17 protein-coding genes are annotated in these 16,088 nt (G+C 58.8%); 7 read left to right on the top strand and 10 right to left on the bottom strand.

Annotated features, from left to right (window positions below; genetic code table 11):
• Positions 1 to 12: 12 nt before the first annotated feature.
• Together F8N12_RS00635 and F8N12_RS00630 are read right to left on the bottom strand one after the other, a co-directional pair.
• On the bottom strand, positions 13 to 492 hold the full coding sequence (locus F8N12_RS00635; RefSeq protein WP_150578793.1) for a VOC family protein: 480 nt from the start codon (positions 490 to 492) through the stop codon (positions 13 to 15).
• Positions 493 to 570: 78 nt separating this feature from the next.
• Positions 571 to 963 carry a GFA family protein gene (locus tag F8N12_RS00630; protein ID WP_150578659.1) on the bottom strand — a complete coding sequence of 131 codons (393 nt, stop codon included), beginning with the start codon at positions 961 to 963 and terminating at the stop codon, positions 571 to 573.
• Positions 964 to 1,120: 157 nt separating this feature from the next.
• On the opposite strand from F8N12_RS00630, the gene F8N12_RS00625 reads away from it, so the two are divergent.
• The 5 genes from F8N12_RS00625 to F8N12_RS27560 all read left to right on the top strand — a co-directional run bounded on the left by F8N12_RS00625 (position 1,121) and on the right by F8N12_RS27560 (position 4,199).
• Positions 1,121 to 1,525, top strand: a complete 405-nt coding sequence (locus tag F8N12_RS00625) for an antitoxin Xre-like helix-turn-helix domain-containing protein (RefSeq protein ID WP_150578658.1) — start codon at positions 1,121 to 1,123, stop codon at positions 1,523 to 1,525.
• A complete protein-coding gene (locus F8N12_RS00620) occupies positions 1,519 to 2,211 on the top strand; it encodes an RES family NAD+ phosphorylase (RefSeq protein ID WP_150578657.1) in 693 nt (230 codons plus the stop codon). The genes F8N12_RS00625 and F8N12_RS00620 overlap by 7 nt, the downstream gene beginning before the upstream one ends.
• A 252-nt stretch (positions 2,212 to 2,463) precedes the next feature.
• A complete protein-coding gene (locus F8N12_RS00615) occupies positions 2,464 to 2,889 on the top strand; it encodes a DUF2628 domain-containing protein (protein WP_150578656.1) in 426 nt (141 codons plus the stop codon).
• Positions 2,890 to 3,419: 530 nt separating this feature from the next.
• Positions 3,420 to 3,860 carry a phage infection protein gene (locus F8N12_RS00605; protein WP_150578655.1) on the top strand — a complete coding sequence of 147 codons (441 nt, stop codon included), beginning with the start codon at positions 3,420 to 3,422 and terminating at the stop codon, positions 3,858 to 3,860.
• 171 nt (positions 3,861 to 4,031) lie between these two features.
• Positions 4,032 to 4,199 (top strand): hypothetical protein, encoded by a 168-nt coding sequence (locus tag F8N12_RS27560; protein WP_191623082.1) that lies wholly within the window; start codon positions 4,032 to 4,034, stop codon positions 4,197 to 4,199.
• A gap of 5 nt (positions 4,200 to 4,204) precedes the next feature.
• On the opposite strand, the gene F8N12_RS00600 is transcribed toward F8N12_RS27560, so the two are convergent.
• Genes F8N12_RS00600 through F8N12_RS00585 form a run of 4 tightly spaced genes read right to left on the bottom strand, consistent with a single transcriptional unit; the run spans position 4,205 to position 9,473 of the window.
• The gene (locus F8N12_RS00600) at positions 4,205 to 5,974 is read right to left on the bottom strand and encodes an ABC transporter ATP-binding protein (protein WP_150578654.1); all 1,770 of its coding nucleotides are present in this window, start codon (positions 5,972 to 5,974) and stop codon (positions 4,205 to 4,207) included.
• A complete protein-coding gene (locus F8N12_RS00595) occupies positions 5,964 to 7,145 on the bottom strand; it encodes a beta-glucosidase (protein ID WP_224787642.1) in 1,182 nt (393 codons plus the stop codon). Before F8N12_RS00595 ends, F8N12_RS00600 begins: the two co-directional genes overlap by 11 nt.
• Positions 7,129 to 8,310: a UDP-galactopyranose mutase gene (gene glf, locus F8N12_RS00590; RefSeq protein ID WP_150578653.1), complete on the bottom strand. Its 1,182-nt coding sequence runs from the start codon at positions 8,308 to 8,310 to the stop codon at positions 7,129 to 7,131. Before glf ends, F8N12_RS00595 begins: the two co-directional genes overlap by 17 nt.
• Entirely contained in the window at positions 8,298 to 9,473 is a 1,176-nt protein-coding gene (locus F8N12_RS00585) for a glycosyltransferase family 1 protein (RefSeq protein ID WP_150578652.1), read from the bottom strand. Before F8N12_RS00585 ends, glf begins: the two co-directional genes overlap by 13 nt.
• Positions 9,474 to 9,756: 283 nt before the next feature.
• On the opposite strand from F8N12_RS00585, the gene galE reads away from it, so the two are divergent.
• Positions 9,757 to 10,785 carry a UDP-glucose 4-epimerase GalE gene (gene galE, locus F8N12_RS00580; protein ID WP_150578651.1) on the top strand — a complete coding sequence of 343 codons (1,029 nt, stop codon included), beginning with the start codon at positions 9,757 to 9,759 and terminating at the stop codon, positions 10,783 to 10,785.
• Positions 10,786 to 10,987: 202 nt separating this feature from the next.
• Here galE and F8N12_RS00575 read toward each other — a convergent pair whose 3' ends face one another.
• The 4 genes from F8N12_RS00575 to F8N12_RS00560 all read right to left on the bottom strand — a co-directional run bounded on the left by F8N12_RS00575 (position 10,988) and on the right by F8N12_RS00560 (position 14,122).
• Entirely contained in the window at positions 10,988 to 11,206 is a 219-nt protein-coding gene (locus tag F8N12_RS00575; RefSeq protein ID WP_028622950.1) for a KGG domain-containing protein, read from the bottom strand.
• 124 nt (positions 11,207 to 11,330) lie between these two features.
• Entirely contained in the window at positions 11,331 to 12,260 is a 930-nt protein-coding gene (locus F8N12_RS00570; protein ID WP_150578650.1) for a ZIP family metal transporter, read from the bottom strand.
• Positions 12,261 to 12,498: 238 nt separating this feature from the next.
• Positions 12,499 to 13,386 carry a manganese catalase family protein gene (locus tag F8N12_RS00565; protein WP_150578649.1) on the bottom strand — a complete coding sequence of 296 codons (888 nt, stop codon included), beginning with the start codon at positions 13,384 to 13,386 and terminating at the stop codon, positions 12,499 to 12,501.
• A 511-nt stretch (positions 13,387 to 13,897) separates the two neighbouring features.
• Positions 13,898 to 14,122, bottom strand: a complete 225-nt coding sequence (locus tag F8N12_RS00560; protein ID WP_150578648.1) for a DUF2188 domain-containing protein — start codon at positions 14,120 to 14,122, stop codon at positions 13,898 to 13,900.
• A 227-nt stretch (positions 14,123 to 14,349) separates the two neighbouring features.
• Between F8N12_RS00560 and F8N12_RS00555 the strand changes: the two genes are divergently transcribed.
• Positions 14,350 to 16,059: an amidase gene (locus tag F8N12_RS00555; protein WP_150578647.1), complete on the top strand. Its 1,710-nt coding sequence runs from the start codon at positions 14,350 to 14,352 to the stop codon at positions 16,057 to 16,059.
• The last annotated feature ends 29 nt before the right edge of the window (positions 16,060 to 16,088 follow it).

The following is a 16,088-nucleotide window of genomic DNA, read 5'->3' as shown; positions in this document are numbered from 1 at the left end:
TGCATTTCAGGGTTAGCCCTTTACCGCCGCTTCAATCGCAGCGATATCAATTTTGCCCATTTGCATCATGGCCTTGAACGCGCGTTTGGCCACTGCAGGGTCGGGATCGTTGATTGCGCTGGTCAATACGCGCGGCGTGATCTGCCACGACAGGCCCCACTTGTCCCGACACCAGCCACAGACACTTTCCTGGCCGCCATCGTCGACGATGGCCCGCCATAAACGGTCGGTTTCGGCCTGATCGTCGGTCGCCACCTGAAATGAAAACGCCTCACTGTGGGTGAATTCCGGGCCGCCATTGAGCCCCAGGCAAGGAATGCCCATCACCGTGAATTCCACTGTCAACACATCGCCCTGCTTGCCCGCCGGATAATCGCTCGGCGCGCGCATTACCCTGCCCACCGCACTGTCCGCAAACGTCTGCGCGTAGAATTTCGCAGCCTCCATCGCGTCGCCGTTGTACCAGAGACAAATCGTGTTCTTGCTGATCATCATGGTTCTCCAGAACTGAACTTGACGCGTTCAGTCTAGTGGCGCATCCGGGCTGAGGTTTTCGCGCCGTTAAGCGGTCTACTCCTCACTTCGCCCGGTGCCCTCGCGGTCTCCCGGGTAGCTGCGGACGAGCGAGAACGCCGGCAGCCAGGATTCGCGACGGACGGTCCAGCTTTCATACGTCGGGGTCAATTGATCGGGAGCATCCAGGCAACCCAGGTTGATTTCGGTTTCATCGGCACTGCGGTTGAATACCGAGGAGCCGCAACGAGGACAGAAATGCCTGCCGCCGTAGTCGCGGGTTTCGCCCGATATTGCCACGGCAGTCTCAGGGTATATCGCTGAGGCGTGGAATAGCGCTCCGTGGAATTTGCGGCAATCCAGGCAGTGGCACAGTCCTACGCGGTATGGCTGACCCGACGCTTTAATTCTTACATCGCCGCAGAGGCAGCCACCGCTGATCGTTTGCATGCTGGTTTCCTCTCTCTATTGAATGCCAGCGCTTCAGTAAAATTGACTGTTTAACAGCTGGATCGATGTGGGTGAATCTCCACTGGTCGCGCCAACTTGCTCTATAGACGCAACACAACTAAATTTGAATCCATAGATTCAGAAGCGGGATATTGATATGGCAGTTGCTCTCCAGGAAAAAGCCTTCTCCAAAAGCCAGTGCGTGGCCGGCTTGCGCGCGGCCGTGAGTATTCTGGAAAAGTGGAGCGCGTCCAGTGAACAGGCCTGCCGGATTCTGCGCATCTCCCGCAGCACATACACCCGCGCCCGACAGCGCGATCCGGAGTGGGAAGTTGCCCTGGACGCTGATCAGATGCAGCGCATCAGTTTTGTCCTCAACATCCATGCGGCCCTCCGCCTGGTGTTCGATAACCCGGACAACGTCTACGGCTTCCCCTCGATGGCCAACAACAACGAATTTTTCAATGGCCGCAGTCCGCTGGAGATCATGGCGCAGGGCGATATGGTCTCCCTTTACGAAACCTTCCGGCGCATCGACGTGCTGCGTGGCGCGCAGTGGTAGCGCTGAATGAGCTGGCAGAGTCTGTCGGCCAACGCATACAGGCTTATCGACTGGTCAACTCGAAGTTTCCGCCTATCGCGCTCTTTGATGACGTCGCCGATGCGGAGGAATTTGAGGTGCTATATCAAATCCAGGAATTGACCAACCCCAGACTGAAAAATGAACTGGGACGCCTCGAGCTGATTCCCCGCCGCGAGATTCCGTTTGGCATTACCGGGTGCTCTTACGCAATAGCGCCCTTCACCCACGTCAACCCGGCGGGCTCGCGCTTCAGCGATGGCAGCTTCGGCGTGTTGTACCTGGCTGATACCCTGGAAACAGCACTCGCCGAAGTTCGTCATCATCAAAGCCTTTATTGGTCGAACGTCCCGAGCCTCAACTACGAACGCTTTGTGTTTCGAGGGTTGTCATGCTCTTTCTCGGATAAAGGCATGAGAGATGCCGCAACGATCGCCATCACCGACCCGATCTACGACCCCGACGACTACAGCCATTCCCGCTTGCTTGGAACGCTGATCAAAAAAGCGAAATGTCCCGGCATTCGTTATCACTCAGTGCGAATGCCGGGCAGTTATTGCTGGGCGCTGATGACACCGAAAGTTGTTTTATCAGTGATTCAGACAGCGCACTACGAGATGGTCTGGAACGGTCAGTTGACGAGCGTGAGTGAGATTAGTGAGGCGTGAGGGCCCGGCATGGGGAGGCGATTGCTGACTGCCGCACCGCCGCCCGTGCGGCGCAACAGTTATCCGTTCGCCGATCAGGGCCTGCGATGCCGAGCAGGTCGCGCAATCGTGGGGCCTGATCAAGGAGTGTCGATGTTGCGTAGCGGAACAGGAACCCTGATCCGGTATATAGGCTAAGGTGCACGTGCGACAACAGTTACAAAGGATTTACTGGAAGCACCACTCCATTCAGGGACTACAGGGATTTATCGAATGAACACAACAGATCAAGTACAGGATCAGAGTAAATACAGCGCAAAATGGCAAGAGCGTTTTACTTTCTTTGACGCCCATGGGGCACCCAACGCACCTGGCTACAAAACAGCCCTCAAGCAACTTCCAACTAAAAGCAAGATCACCATCAATGCCAACATCATCGCGTTCTTTTTCGGCCCCATCTACTTGTTTGTACTGGGACTGTGGAAGAAGAACCTGACACTGATTGCGCTGATCGTGGTGCTGACGTTCATGCTGGAGCTGGTCTATGAGCTGACTGATTTCCGGTATGCCAAGCAGCTCAACTTTGCCGTGGGTTTCGCGTTTAATCTGTTTTACGCACTGTCTGCCAATTACGCGTACTACCTCAAGGAGCAAAAAGGCGAGCAGGGCTGGAATCCGTTTAAAGGGATGCGCATGTAACCCGGCTTAAACGCTTGGGACACACTGTTCAGCCAACAACAGCAACCACTGCAGCACCGGACTTTTCGGGTGCTGCGGCTTCTGCAGGCCCACCCGTTAAAAACCGGCCATGTCCAGAGGCCACGGCCAGTCCCAGCAGCGCCCATGCTGTCTTGCCGGGCTGATCTGCACCGACGTCATCGCGCTTTAGCCTGCGCGATACCCGTTTGGCCGATGCTTGATTGCCAGCCAATTTTGCGGCCGGATAAAGCTCCTTGAGCTTGAAACCATCACCTCACATCATTTCCCGTCACTCCCCTGCGGATGCGCCCTATACGGCGTTCAGCTCGCATCGACATATTCGCGATGGATGAGCTGGTGGGCGCCGCACAGGACAACATCTAGCCAAGGGCCATCAACGGTGGATGGCCCGGGTTCATCCAGACATCGTTGGCGTTGATAGTCACCATCAACCCAATGAAGTTCTCATAAAAACTGCGCGGCGTAACATCGCATCCATACCAACCAATAACACCCCGGAGCACACCATCATGAAACGCCAACTCTTCCTCAGCATCGCTTTCTCGGTTCTTGCAGTTAACGCCTTCGCCGCTACCTCGGCCTACCCGGTTGTTGCCGAAGGTGGTTCGGACCGCTTGATCGAACGCCGCGTTGCTGAAGGTGGCTCCGACCGTCTGATCGAGCGCCGCGTTGCCGAAGGTGGTTCGGACCGTCTGATCGAACGCCGCGTTGCTGAAGGCGGTTCCGACCGCCTGATCGAACGCCGCGTTGCTGAAGGTGGCTCCGACCGTCTGATCGAACGCCGCGTTGCTGAAGGTGGATCCGACCGTCTGATCGAACGCCGCGTTGCTGAAGGTGGTTCCGACCGCCTGATCGAACGCCGCGTTGCTGAAGGTGGTTCCGACCGTCTGATCGAACGCCGCGTTGCTGAAGGTGGTTCCGACCGTCTGATCGAACGCCGCAACGTATGATTGAATACCTCAGCAATAACAAACCAAGCCCGGCTAACCAGTCGGGCTTTTTTCATGTGGCAGCACCAGAACATGCTCACTGGACGACCGGTGCGAAAATCCTTCGAACCTCATCGCAACTGCGCCTTCAAAGTAGTGAGCACAGCACCCGCGCTGCGCACAGGAGCGATCATGAGTAACAACAATTACCTGCAAGGCGGTTCGGGCAGCGAAGAACCAGTCCCCATTTCAAATCCGGAAAATCCCGGACATGACGACCAAGGCACTAACGTCGACGACCACGTACCGCTCGACCCGGGTGACGACAGCCCGGTCGAAGACGAATTGGCGGGTCGCTAATACCGTCAAGGCTTCTGCGACGTCATCGCCTGAGCCTGCCACAACGCTCTGAACGGGCCATCGCGCTTGAGCAGATCTTCCGGCATCCCGTCTTCAACAATTTCACCTTCATGCAGCACGATCACCCGGTCAAAATTGGCGATGGTCGATAACCGATGGGCAATTGCCAGCACCGTTCGCCCGCGCATCAGTGCAGTCAATGCGGTACGAATGACCGACTCGGTCTGCGAATCCAGCGCGGAGGTGGCTTCATCCAGCACCAGAATCGGTGCGTTCTTGAGGAACGCCCGGGCCAGGCCGAGGCGCTGGCGTTGCCCACCGGAAAGCATTGCCCCGCGTTCACCAATCAGCGTCGAATAGCCGTGCGGCAAGGCGCGGATGAACACGTCGCAGTAGGCCTGTTTCGCAGCGTTTAGCACTTGCTCTTCGGTGGCTTTGGGCTGTCCATAAGCGATGTTTTCGAAAATGCTGCGATTGAACAGCGCCGCTTCCTGCGGCACCACGGCGATTTGCCGGCGCAGACTGTCCTGGCTGACCGTACGAATGTCGCGGTCGTCAATCAGGATGATGCCGCTGCGCACATCATCCAGGCGTTGCAGCAAGTTGATCAGAGTCGATTTGCCCGCACCGGAAGTGCCGACGACACCCACAGTCTGCCCCGCCGGAATGTCCAGAAACAGGTGCTTGAACACCTCGCGACCATCGGCATGGCTGTAGCTCACATCGATGAATTTAATGCTACCGCGGGTTGCCTGCATTTCTTCCGGTGCGTCGGACAACGCATGCGGTTGCACGATGATGCGCAGGGTTTCAGAGATATCACCGAGCTGCTGCGAAGTGTCGACCAACGCCAGCGCCAAATCTCGCGAGCCGTGCAGGATGCGAAAGGTCAGCGCGCTGATCATGACCACGTCACCCGCAGTGATGCCGGCTTCGCGCCACAGGCTGATGGCCCAGATGAGCATGCCGCCTGCCATCACTGACAGAAAAATATCGTGCAGCACGCGGGCCTTTTCCAGGTAGATCCAGCTGCGTCGCTGGGCCTTGGCCTCGACGCCAATGGCGCGTTCCAGCCGCTGGCGCTCGCGGTTGCGCGCGGAGAACGCCTTGATCGTCCAGACATTGGACACCAGGTCGACGATCTCGCCGCCCACCCGCGCCGATTGCGAGGCGAAGTCGATGTGCCGCTTGCGCCCGCGAATCCCGAAAAAGGTTATTAGCATACCGACAACAAACACGCAGCCGATCAGGGCACCGGCCATGCCGAGGCTCACCGTGGAGAGCACGATGACCGCGCCGAGAAAATCAACGCACGGCGGAATGATCTTCCACGCCAGCCCGCCGTAAATCGACCCGGCCGCCGCGCCAGCAGATGAAATCCGGTTGGCCAGAGCTCCGGCGAAATGCTGGGAAAAATAGCGCATGGGGTGGCCGGTCAGATGACTGAACAGGTCGACCCGCAAGTCGGCGCAACTGGCGACCACGGTCCGACAGCCGAGCCATCCACCGAGCCGCCAGAAAACATTTTCCAGCACGATCAAACCGATAAACAGTGTGAACGGAAACCAGATATGCGCGCTGGCCCGATCCCCCAGAGTCATGACGTCCACCAGCAATTTCATGCCGTATTGCACAGCAACCGCGCAACTCGCGGCGCCGACGACCAGAAACAGCATGCCGCCAAAATGCCACGGACGCCGACACACGTAGCGCCATAAAAACGCTACCGGTTGATCGGGCAACTGTTGCTCTTCATCGCCCTCTTCACGGTCCATGATCGTCCGCACCGGGGGGAGTGAAACGTTGGGTCAGTTGTTGCATCGCCAGGCCAAGCGGATGAAAGGGTGCGCGTTGACCTTCGCCATCGGCGTAGCCGAACAGACCGGCCGGGCAATAGCGGTCGTTGTCCCAACCGGGGTAGTCGACAATCGGGTACCAGCAAATCCCTTCGATCGGCACGCCGCGACGCATGGCAAGCTCGACCTGCTCGCTGACATAGGCCAGCCACGGCACTCGCTCGTCGCCTTCTGCACCGGTTTCCGAGACCAGCATCGGCCGCTGATAGCGCTGGTGTACTTCGCTGAGCATGCCCGCCAGCGGTCGATATTGGGGAGCATCGCGGAGGATTTTCGGGCCGTTGAGAAACCACTGGTTATGCGGGTAGTAATTGATCCCGATGATGTCCAGATAGGACTCCTGCCCGCCCAGACCCGGCCACTGCCTGCCGGTGAGCAATTCCCAGGCGTCAAACTGTGACTGGCGATAATCCTCGGCGGCGTTGACCTGATCGATGCGGTGCGAACCGGCAATCACATTGATCAACGGTTCGCACTGCACGAACCGTGCGGCTGGCGCCTGTTCGCGGATCGCTTCAATGGCGGCAATGCTCGCCCGCACCAGTTGATGCTTGAGTTCCAGCCCGCGTCCTTGTGCCGATGGATTGAAATAGCCAACCGCCCCGCCCGCCCAGCTCCAGAATGAAATTTCGTTGAGCGGCGAATAGAACGGCGCCTCGATGCCCTCCTCCCTGACCAATCGCGCAACCGCGGCGCAGAACCGGGCAAAACGCTCGACGAACGCCGGGCGCCAGATGTCCAGATCATCGGGGTAACCGTAGTGACACAGGTCCCAGATCACCTGTAGATCGCACGCCTTCGCCGCTCGCAGCATTGGCAGGAAACTGCTCCAGTCGTAATGCCCCGGCCGCGCCTCGATCAAGTGCCAGCGCAAGCCATCGCGGACACTGCGAATGCCTGTCGCCGTCAGCTGGCGATAGTCACTCTGCACCCACCGCGCATGGCCGGTGGACGTACACAGATCAAGGCGTCGCCCGTCATTGCGGCGATGGGATGAGCATTCGTAGCCGGCCAACAGAAAACTGTCGAACGTGCCGCGCGTTGTCATGACGCCCGGGCCGGCCCAGCGGCGATCATGATTCCACTCCATCAGCCGGCACATTCGCATCGGCGGCTGCTTCGGCGATGCGCTGATAAAGCGCCAATGCCTGACCGACAACCTGATCCATGTTGTAGTACTTGTAGGTGCCCAGCCGACCAAGAAAGGTTACGTTCGGGGTGGTATCGCCCAGCGCCTTGTAGCGCTTGTACAACTCGGCGTTTTCCGGGCGCGGCACCGGGTAATACGGATCGCCGTCCGCACAAGGGAATTCATAGCTGATGCTGGTGAGTGGGTGGGTTTGCCCGGTCAGGTGTTTGTATTCAGTGATGCGCGTATAGGGCACCGCTTCGTCGGGATAGTTGACCACCGACACCGGCTGGAACTGCGGCTGATTGAGCGTTTCATGCTGAAATTTCAACGAGCGGTAGGGCAGTTTGCCGAAGCAATAATCGTAATATTCATCGATCGGACCGCTGTAGACGAGGTGGCCGTAGCTGACCTGATCGCGCACCTCGGTAAAGTCGGTGCTCAGCAAAATGTCAATATTGGCGTGCTCGAGCATGCGTTCGAACATGCGTGTGTAGCCCTCCAGCGGCATCATTTGGTAGGTGTCACCAAAATAGCGATCGTCACTGTTGGTGCGGGTCGGCACGCGCGAGGTTACCGACTTGTCTAGATCGGACGGGTCGAGGCCCCACTGTTTGCGCGTGTAGCCACGGAAGAACATCTCATAAAGTTCGCGACCAACCTGGTTGATCACCACATCTTCCGAGGTGCGAATGTTCTCCACCGGTTGCGCACGCCCGGCGAGAAATTCCGCAGCTTGTGGTTCGGTCATGTTCAATCCATACAACGTGTTCAGCGTGGTCAGGTTGATGGGGATGGGCACAAGGTGTTCAGCCACTTGCGCCAGCACGCGATGTTCATACGGCCGCCATTCGGTGAACTTCGACAGGTACTGCACGATCCGCTCGGCATTTGTGTGGAAGATGTGCGGACCGTATCGATGGACCATCACACCAGCGTCATCGAAATGATCATAGGCGTTGCCACCGATGTGTTCGCGTCGATCAACCAGCAAGACGCGTTTACCGAGGCCGCCAGCCAGACGCTCAGCAAGGACGCTGCCGGCAAACCCGGCACCCACGATCAGGTAGTCGTAGCGTTTCGCGGCGGAGCCGTCGATGGCGGATTGCAGGTTTATCTGAGGCATTCGATCTGCTCCTTCATCACAGCGCAAGTTTTGTCCCAGGACATGCCGTCGAGCACCTTGTCGATGCGTTGGGTAAACGCTGCGGTGTCGTTGTCCTCGGTAAGAATGCTCTCAATGGCGGCGATGAACTCGTCAACCGATGCGGCAATCCTGACCACGCCACTGTTGCCGTAAGTGCGCACTACATCAGTGATCGGCGTGGACACCACTGCGCATCCTCCTGCCAGGTATTCGGGAGTTTTGGTGGGGCTGATGAAGCGGGTCGATTCGTTCAGAGCAAACGGCATCAGCGCCACATCCCAACCGGCCAGGTACGCCGGCAACTGTGAATAGTCCTTGCCGCCCAGATAATGAATATTGGGATAGCGCGGCAGCATCGCCGGATCAATCTTGACCACCGGGCCGATCAATACGAGTTGCCATTGCGGCCGCTGACGGGCCAGTTCGCCCACCAACTCGACGTCGAAACGCTCGTCGATCACGCCGAAAAAACCGAGACGTGGATGGGGAATGTTGGCTTGATCGGCAGGTTCGGCAAGGGACTGACGCGCCGTACCGAAATGGTCGAGGTCGACGCTGCTGGGCACCGCATGCGCGTTTGCGTGAAATTTGCGCTTGGCTTCCCACAGGCTGTACCCGCCTGTGAACACCACGTCGGCCCGATCCATCAGTTGTCGTTCTTTTTCGACCAGCTCCCTGGGCGCACCTTTGAAAGCGGAAAGTTCATCCATGCAGTCAAAGATGGTGACCTGGCCTGCAAGGTGGGAGGTGAAGTCCAGACTCATCGGCGTCAGGTACCACAGCAAAAGTTGCGACGGTGCCTGGATCGCCAGATGCTCGTCGAGCAATCGCCGCTGGGCAGCATTGACCTGCTCAGGTTCGAGGCCACCGCGAACATGCGGCACGAGTACGGTGACACCTGGTGCCGGTTGCGACAGTTCCAGCCAGTCAACGCTGTTAGCGTCGTGAATCGGCTCTTCGAAAAACAGCACGTCGTAGTCTTTGGCCAGACGCGACATCACATGTTGCGGTCGTTGGTAAACAAAACCCCAGCGCAAGTGCGACAGACACAAGAGAACGGGGCGCAAGGACAGCGCGAGGTGCGAATCGGTTGTCAGGGAAGTCGGCGTTAGCTGCGAGTCAGGTTGCTCAAGAAGATTCATAAAGATGTCCTTTCGATTGTTGCCAAGACAAAATCGAAGCTCAGAGGCCACTTCGCTTCGACGCTAACTCATGCGGCTGAAGAGCAAACTCCGTGACTCGAAATCACGTTCTGCGCGCTTCTGTAGGTTTGAGATACTGCCCATCGCCAGCGTTCAAAAGCGTTTTGTTTAAAGCGGATGAAGGGTCTGTACCGGTCGTACCAATACTCTGAACTAGTCAGCAGCGCCGGCCCCATAACTACAAGCGACGCAACTTTGCTCGCCTCGGGATGAGGGTGGGATCATGATTCTGGTGACTGGAGGTGCAGGTTATATCGGGGCCCACGTGTGCGTGGAGCTGCTGCTCAAAGGCAACGATGTTTTGATACTGGACAACTTGTGCAACAGTTCGCGAATAGCCATTGAGCGTATCGCAGCGATTGGCAACTCCCGGCCGGGCTTCATCAAGGGTGACGTACGCAATCGCGCGTTGCTTGAGCGGGTATTCGACGATTACCCCATCGACGCGGTGGTGCATTGCGCTGGTCTCAAAGCCGTGGGCGAGAGCGTGCGCGAACCGTTGCGCTATTTTGAAACCAATGTCAGTGGCAGCGTGACATTGTGCCAGGCGATGGCCAATGCCGGCGTCCACACGTTGTTATTCAGCTCTTCGGCGACGGTGTATGGCGATTGCGCGCAGATGCCAATTGATGAAGCCTGCGTCCCGGGTCAGCCGGCGAACCCTTACGGCCACTCCAAACTCATGGCCGAAAACGTGATGTCCAGCATTGCCCGTTCGGATGAACGCTGGTCAGTGGGGCTGTTGCGTTATTTCAATCCCATTGGTGCGCATCGCAGTGGCAGCCTGGGTGAAGCGCCGAGCGCTACGCCCAATAATCTGTTGCCTTATTTGTTGCAGGTGGCCACTGGGGAACGCGCAACGCTGAATGTTTTTGGGGATGACTACGCCACGCCCGACGGCACCGGTGTGCGCGACTATATCCATGTGATGGACCTGGCTGCCGGGCATCTGAAGGCGCTGGACTACCTGCAACGCAAAACCGGCGTGCATGTGTGGAACCTCGGTACCGGCTGCGGCTATTCGGTGCTTGAAGTGGTGCGCGCGTTCGAGCGAATTTCCGGTGTGAACATCGCGCTCAATTACAGTCCTCGCCGCAGTGGCGACATCGCTCAATGCTGGGCCGACCCGGGCAAGGCAGAGCGGCAGCTGGGCTGGCGTGCGACTCGGGATCTGGATGAAATGCTCAGAGATGCGTGGCGCTGGCAGTGCCAGAACCCCCACGGTTACGAAGTGGCCGCGTTAGTGAGCTAACCCACAAACCCCTAGCAGCTGGCGCAGCCTACGCCCCCTATGTAGCAGCTGGCGCAGCCTGCGTCCTCTCTCTGTAGCAGCCGGCGCAGCCTGCGTCCAACACCCTCCTTGATCAAACGCAGGCTGCGCCAGCTGCTACAAAGGGCATCGCCAAAACGAATCAAGCCCCGCACTGGCGGGGCTTGAATGGTGTTACGCGGCATTAAGACTTACGCGCGCCACCGCCGGAGCTCTGACCTCCTTTTTTGCCTGCTTCAGAGGCTTTTTGCTTGTCGTCAGCGAAGTTGCCGCCGCGACCGCTGCCCTGTCCGCCGCTGCCCGAAGCTCCACCTGAAGCCTGGCCACCTTTCTTGCCGGCTTCCGAAGCTTTTTGCTTGTCATCGGCGAAGTTTCCGGTGTTTTTGTTCCCGGTATTAGCCATTTTCGTTCACCTCTCAGTTGCTGGAATCGAGCACGGGGCCCGTTTAGTTCCGAGGGTCGCAACTATCCGAAAGTTTGATCGAATTCCATGCCTCTCGACGAGCGGACGCAGTCTATGTCTCACTTCAGCCAAGGGACGTATCGAGAAACATCATCACCCCGAATCCAAGCATCAAACCCAGCGTTGCAGGTGTTTCATGCCCGTTACGGTGCGTCTCGGGAATTACTTCGTGAGAGACCACGAAAATCATCGCCCCTGCTGCCAGGCCCAGTGCAACCGGGTATCCCAAGGCAAAGCCGGATGAAACGCCCAAGCCGACAATTGCACCCAACGGTTCCATCAACCCGGAGCCAATGGCAACCAATGCCGCTCGAATCGAAGAGATCCCCGTAACGCGCAACGCCAGCGCAATAGCCAGGCCTTCCGGGATGTCCTGGATGGCAATCGCAGTCGTCAGCGGCAATCCGACTTTCATATCACCGTCGGCGAAGCTGACACCGATAGCCATGCCTTCGGGCAAGTTATGCAGAGTGATCGCCAGCACAAACAACCAAACCCGGTTGAGCCGCTGCACATCCGGCCCGCGTCGACCGCTTTTGTGGTGCTCGTGAGGAACAAAACGATCAAGGCCGACCATCAACGCCACGCCCAGCGCCATGCCGAATACCACGACGGCAGCCGCGATCATCTTGTTGCCGGTCATGGCTTCAGCCGCAGCAACACCTGGGAGAATCAAAGAAAAGGAACTCGCAGCCAGCATCATGCCTGCCGCAAAGCCCAGCATGGTGTCCTGAGTGCGCACAGCTACATCGCGCAGCACCAACGCCAATACAGCGCCCAGCGCCGTTGCGCCAAAACCTGCCGCGCCACCCAGCATCGCGTAGCGCAGCACTTGCGGATTTGATTCGGTCAACGCGCTATATCCGCTGAACAGCAACAGCAGCGTGACAACCGTCAAGGTCAACCAGAACAGAACGCCCGGCCAGCTACCGCTTTTGGCCAGTTCGAGCCATGAACGGGATGGATCTGCACCAGACGAAGCTGGATCCGACATAAAACCTCCTACCGACCGTTTGCCTGCTTATTGCCTGTTCGTGAGCCGCCCGGCTGCATTTGCCGGGTAATGCGCTGTGCCTCTTGTTCAAAAGACCTGGCGGTTGTGTTGAACAGTCCCGACAGATTTTCAACGGAATCGACGGACAAATCTCTGGATTTAGCGGCCATTGCCTTTACCCCTATCAACTGTAGCAATATAAAAGCACCGCACGCCTCATCGGCGTGCGGTGAACGGGTTACAACACATCGGGTTTAACCAGCAACCCGGAACCGATATCAGCACCGGTCATTGGGTCGCTGTCGGGGTCGGACATGGTGCGGGCCTTCATGTCCATCAACAGTTCTTCTTCGTCTGCACTCAACTCGACGCTGGCGGTGCCATCGCCGCCATCAACGGCCGGCATTGGGTCCTCGACAAATTCCCAATCGTCGCCCTGGTTCCAAGGCCCGCGAGTGCTGCCTTCGCCCTGAGACAGGTTGTAGTAGACGTTGGTGAACTGCGGATTGCCCGGCAATTTGCCCTGTGGGAAATTTGGCTGAATCGAGTGCAGCGCTTTCTCGAAGGACAGTTGATGCGCGATCTCACGGGTCATGAGAAAGCCCAGCGCTTCTTTCACGCCGGGGTCATCGGTGACGTTCATCAAGCGTTCGTAGACGATCTTCGCGCGAGACTCGGCGGCAATGTTGGAACGCATGTCTGCGGTAGGCTCGCCAATAGTATCGATGTAGGCCGCCGACCACGGCACACCGGCCGAGTTGGTCAGTGGCGCACCCGCGCCGTACAGGATCTGGGTGATGTGCGAATCATTGCCCGCACCGTTGATGGCACGGTACAGCTCGCCCTCTTCTTCCACGCCTTCGGCCAAACGTCCTTTCGCGCCCTTGTTGAGCATGACGATGATCGAGCCGACGATCTCCAGGTGACTGAGTTCTTCGGTGGCGATGTCCATCAGCAGGTCTTTCCTGCCCGGATCATCTTCGGCCAGCGCCTGGGTGAAGTAGCGGGAAGCGGCTGCCAGCTCTCCCTGTGCGCCGCCGAATTGTTCAAGTAACAGGTTAGCCAACCCTGGGTTCGGTTGAGCAACCCGCACGGTGTATTGAAGTCGCTTGTTATGTAAAAACATGACTGGATCTCCTCAGGCCTAAAGGCACCGATACTCATTCGAGGATTGCTCGAATGCGGCGCCCACAGTTATCTGAAGCACCGGTCCGTTTGAAAATTTTAAAAAAAATGGCGACTCGCGACGAGCGGCAGGAAACCCGGATTTGACGGCCAGTCGTCGGCGTATTCCAGCTGCCGGTCAAACTTCTGCGAGCCACGATTCCTCTATATGGGACTAAGGCCCGAGACCTCCCGAGACCTGTAGCAGCTGGCGCAGCCTGCGTCCGGCTGCGTCCGGCTGCGTCCGCTGCGTGCGGCTGCGTGCGGCTGCGAAGCATTCGTGAATCAGCCTAAGCGGTCGGTCCGATGATTCGCATGCCCAGGACCAACGACTGCTTCGCAGTCGGACGCAGGCTGCGCCAGCTGCTACAGACCCCAGGGGCTGCGTTGGGAAGCGACCCCAGGGGCGGCGTTGACGAGCGACCCCTAGGGCGGCGTTGGTAGTGGCAGTCGCGGCCCCAGCGGCGGTCGGTTCAGCCTTTGCTTTTGCTGGGATCGGCGGCACGCGGGTAGGTCCGCTCTTCTTCGAGGGTGCCATCCTCGCGGTGAATTTTCAGGGACGCGGTTTTGCCGTTGAAAAAGTCGCCGGCCAATGCGATGAGTTCCTTCTTCGTTGACGCTGTTTTCGATGCGCGGTCAGCGCCTTGCTTTTTCAATGACCAGCCCGTGTCGGTTTTAGTGATGTGATAGTTGTCCATCCTGTCTCCTCGCGCACCGAGCGCAGTAATGACGTGGTGTGCTGTTGACCGCTGGCTTCGCCATGAGTTTAAAAAGTGGTCCGGGGATGACCTGCCATGGTGTTAAATAGAGCACCTCAGCTATAACCCACACCCTGTCGCGTATTCAGTGCAACGAGAACCGATATGAACGCCTATTCCAGCAACAGCGAATTCCCAGTCATCGGCACAAGCACGGTGGTCAGCGCATGATTGAGGTGACTGAAGTTTCCATTGCCGAGCTGCGTGCGGCGCTTGAATCCGGCCGCACCACGGCGGTCGAGCTGGTTCAGGCCTATCTGGACCGGATCGACGCCTACGACGGGCCGACAACCGCAACTGCGCTTAACGCAGTCGTGGTGCTCAACCCGCAGGCGCTGGAAGAGGCGCGCGCATCCGATGCGCGCAGGGCCAAAGGCGAAACACTTGGCCCGCTCGACGGTATTGCCTACACGGCCAAGGACAGCTACCTGGTAAAAGGGCTGACCGCTGCATCGGGCAGCCCGGCCTTTGCCAATCTGGTAGCGCATCGCGATGCGTTCACCATTGAACGACTGCGCGGCGCCGGGGCGATTTGCCTGGGCAAGACCAACATGCCGCCGATGGCCAACGGCGGCATGCAACGCGGCGTCTATGGCCGGGCGGAGAGTCCGTATAACGGTGATTACCTGACCGCGCCATTCGCTTCCGGTTCTTCCAATGGCGCTGGCACGGCAACGGCAGCCAGTTTCGCCGCTTTCGGTCTTGCCGAAGAAACCTGGTCGAGCGGTCGCGGGCCGGCGTCGAACAACGGCTTGTGCGCCTACACGCCGTCGCGCGGGGTGATTTCGGTGCGCGGCAACTGGCCGCTGACGCCAACGATGGACGTGGTCGTGCCGTTCGCCAGAACCATGGCCGATCTGCTGGAAGTGCTGGATGTGGTGGTGGCGGAAGATGCCGACACCCGCGGCGACCTGTGGCGCTTGCAACCCTGGGTGCCGATCCCGAGCGTCGCCTCGGTGCGCCCCGCCGCCTATCTGCAGCTGGCGGCCGATAGCGCTGTGCTGGCGGGCAAGCGCTTCGGTATTCCACGGATGTACATCAACGCCGACCCCGCAGCAGGCACCTCGGATGCGCCCGGTATCGGCGGCCCCACCGGTCAGCGCATCAACACTCGACCTTCAGTCATCGCGCTGTGGCAGAAGGCGCGTCTGGCACTTGAAGCGGCCGGAGCCGAAGTGATCGACGTCGACTTCCCGCTGGTGTCCAATTGCGAAGGCGATCGTCCGGGCGCACCGACAGTGTTCACCCGCGGACTGGTCTCAAAGGAATTTCTGCACGATGAGTTGTGGGAACTGACCGCGTGGGCCTTCGATGATTTCCTGCAAGCCAATGGCGATCCCCGGCTGAACCGTCTGGTGGATGTCGACGGCCCGCTGATTTTCCCGCACGACCCGGGCACCCTGCCCAACCGCGAAGGTGATCTCGTCGCCGGCATGGACGAGTACGTGCGCATGGCCGAGCGCGGCATTACGCCGTGGAATGAAATCAGCACGGTGGCGGACGGCTTGCGCGGGCTCGAGCAAACCCGTCGCATCGACCTGGAAGACTGGATGGATAAACTGCACCTGGATGCAGTGTTGTTCCCTACCGTTGCCGACGTGGCGCCAGCGGATGCCGACATTGAACCGGCGTCAGCCGACATTGCCTGGAGTAACGGCGTCTGGGTGGCCAATGGCAACCTTGCCATCCGTCATCTCGGTGTGCCAACGGTGACAGTGCCAATGGGTGTGATGGCAGACATTGGCATGCCGGTCGGGCTGACCTTCGCCGGCCGCGCCTACGACGATTCCAATCTGCTGCGGTTCGCCTCGGCCTTCGAGTCGACAGGGACAAAACGCCTGGTTCCACCCCGTGCCCCGCCGCTGTCTGCTCGCTGACAAATCGGGACTGGCGCGTTCAGTCCCCA

Origin of the sequence: Pseudomonas fluorescens (assembly GCF_902497625.1) — a bacterium.
In the GTDB taxonomy this organism is placed as follows: domain Bacteria; phylum Pseudomonadota; class Gammaproteobacteria; order Pseudomonadales; family Pseudomonadaceae; genus Aquipseudomonas; species Aquipseudomonas fluorescens_BQ.
This window is presented reverse-complemented; position numbering and strand designations above follow the sequence as displayed.

Bases quoted from the DNA above. Each gene is read 5' to 3' on its own strand.
- F8N12_RS00635 (WP_150578793.1), bottom strand. From the start codon at position 492: ATGATCAGCAAGAACACGATTTGTCTCTGGTACAACGGCGACGCGATG.
- F8N12_RS00630 (WP_150578659.1), bottom strand. From the start codon at position 963: ATGCAAACGATCAGCGGTGGCTGCCTCTGCGGCGATGTAAGAATTAAA.
- F8N12_RS00625 (WP_150578658.1), top strand. From the start codon at position 1,121: ATGGCAGTTGCTCTCCAGGAAAAAGCCTTCTCCAAAAGCCAGTGCGTG.
- F8N12_RS00615 (WP_150578656.1), top strand. From the start codon at position 2,464: ATGAACACAACAGATCAAGTACAGGATCAGAGTAAATACAGCGCAAAA.
- F8N12_RS00605 (WP_150578655.1), top strand. From the start codon at position 3,420: ATGAAACGCCAACTCTTCCTCAGCATCGCTTTCTCGGTTCTTGCAGTT.
- F8N12_RS27560 (WP_191623082.1), top strand. From the start codon at position 4,032: ATGAGTAACAACAATTACCTGCAAGGCGGTTCGGGCAGCGAAGAACCA.
- F8N12_RS00600 (WP_150578654.1), bottom strand. From the start codon at position 5,974: ATGGACCGTGAAGAGGGCGATGAAGAGCAACAGTTGCCCGATCAACCG.
- F8N12_RS00595 (WP_224787642.1), bottom strand. From the start codon at position 7,145: ATGGAGTGGAATCATGATCGCCGCTGGGCCGGCCCGGGCGTCATGACA.
- glf (WP_150578653.1), bottom strand. From the start codon at position 8,310: ATGCCTCAGATAAACCTGCAATCCGCCATCGACGGCTCCGCCGCGAAA.
- F8N12_RS00585 (WP_150578652.1), bottom strand. From the start codon at position 9,473: ATGAATCTTCTTGAGCAACCTGACTCGCAGCTAACGCCGACTTCCCTG.
- galE (WP_150578651.1), top strand. From the start codon at position 9,757: ATGATTCTGGTGACTGGAGGTGCAGGTTATATCGGGGCCCACGTGTGC.
- F8N12_RS00575 (WP_028622950.1), bottom strand. From the start codon at position 11,206: ATGGCTAATACCGGGAACAAAAACACCGGAAACTTCGCCGATGACAAG.
- F8N12_RS00570 (WP_150578650.1), bottom strand. From the start codon at position 12,260: ATGTCGGATCCAGCTTCGTCTGGTGCAGATCCATCCCGTTCATGGCTC.
- F8N12_RS00565 (WP_150578649.1), bottom strand. From the start codon at position 13,386: ATGTTTTTACATAACAAGCGACTTCAATACACCGTGCGGGTTGCTCAA.
- F8N12_RS00560 (WP_150578648.1), bottom strand. From the start codon at position 14,122: ATGGACAACTATCACATCACTAAAACCGACACGGGCTGGTCATTGAAA.
- F8N12_RS00555 (WP_150578647.1), top strand. From the start codon at position 14,350: ATGATTGAGGTGACTGAAGTTTCCATTGCCGAGCTGCGTGCGGCGCTT.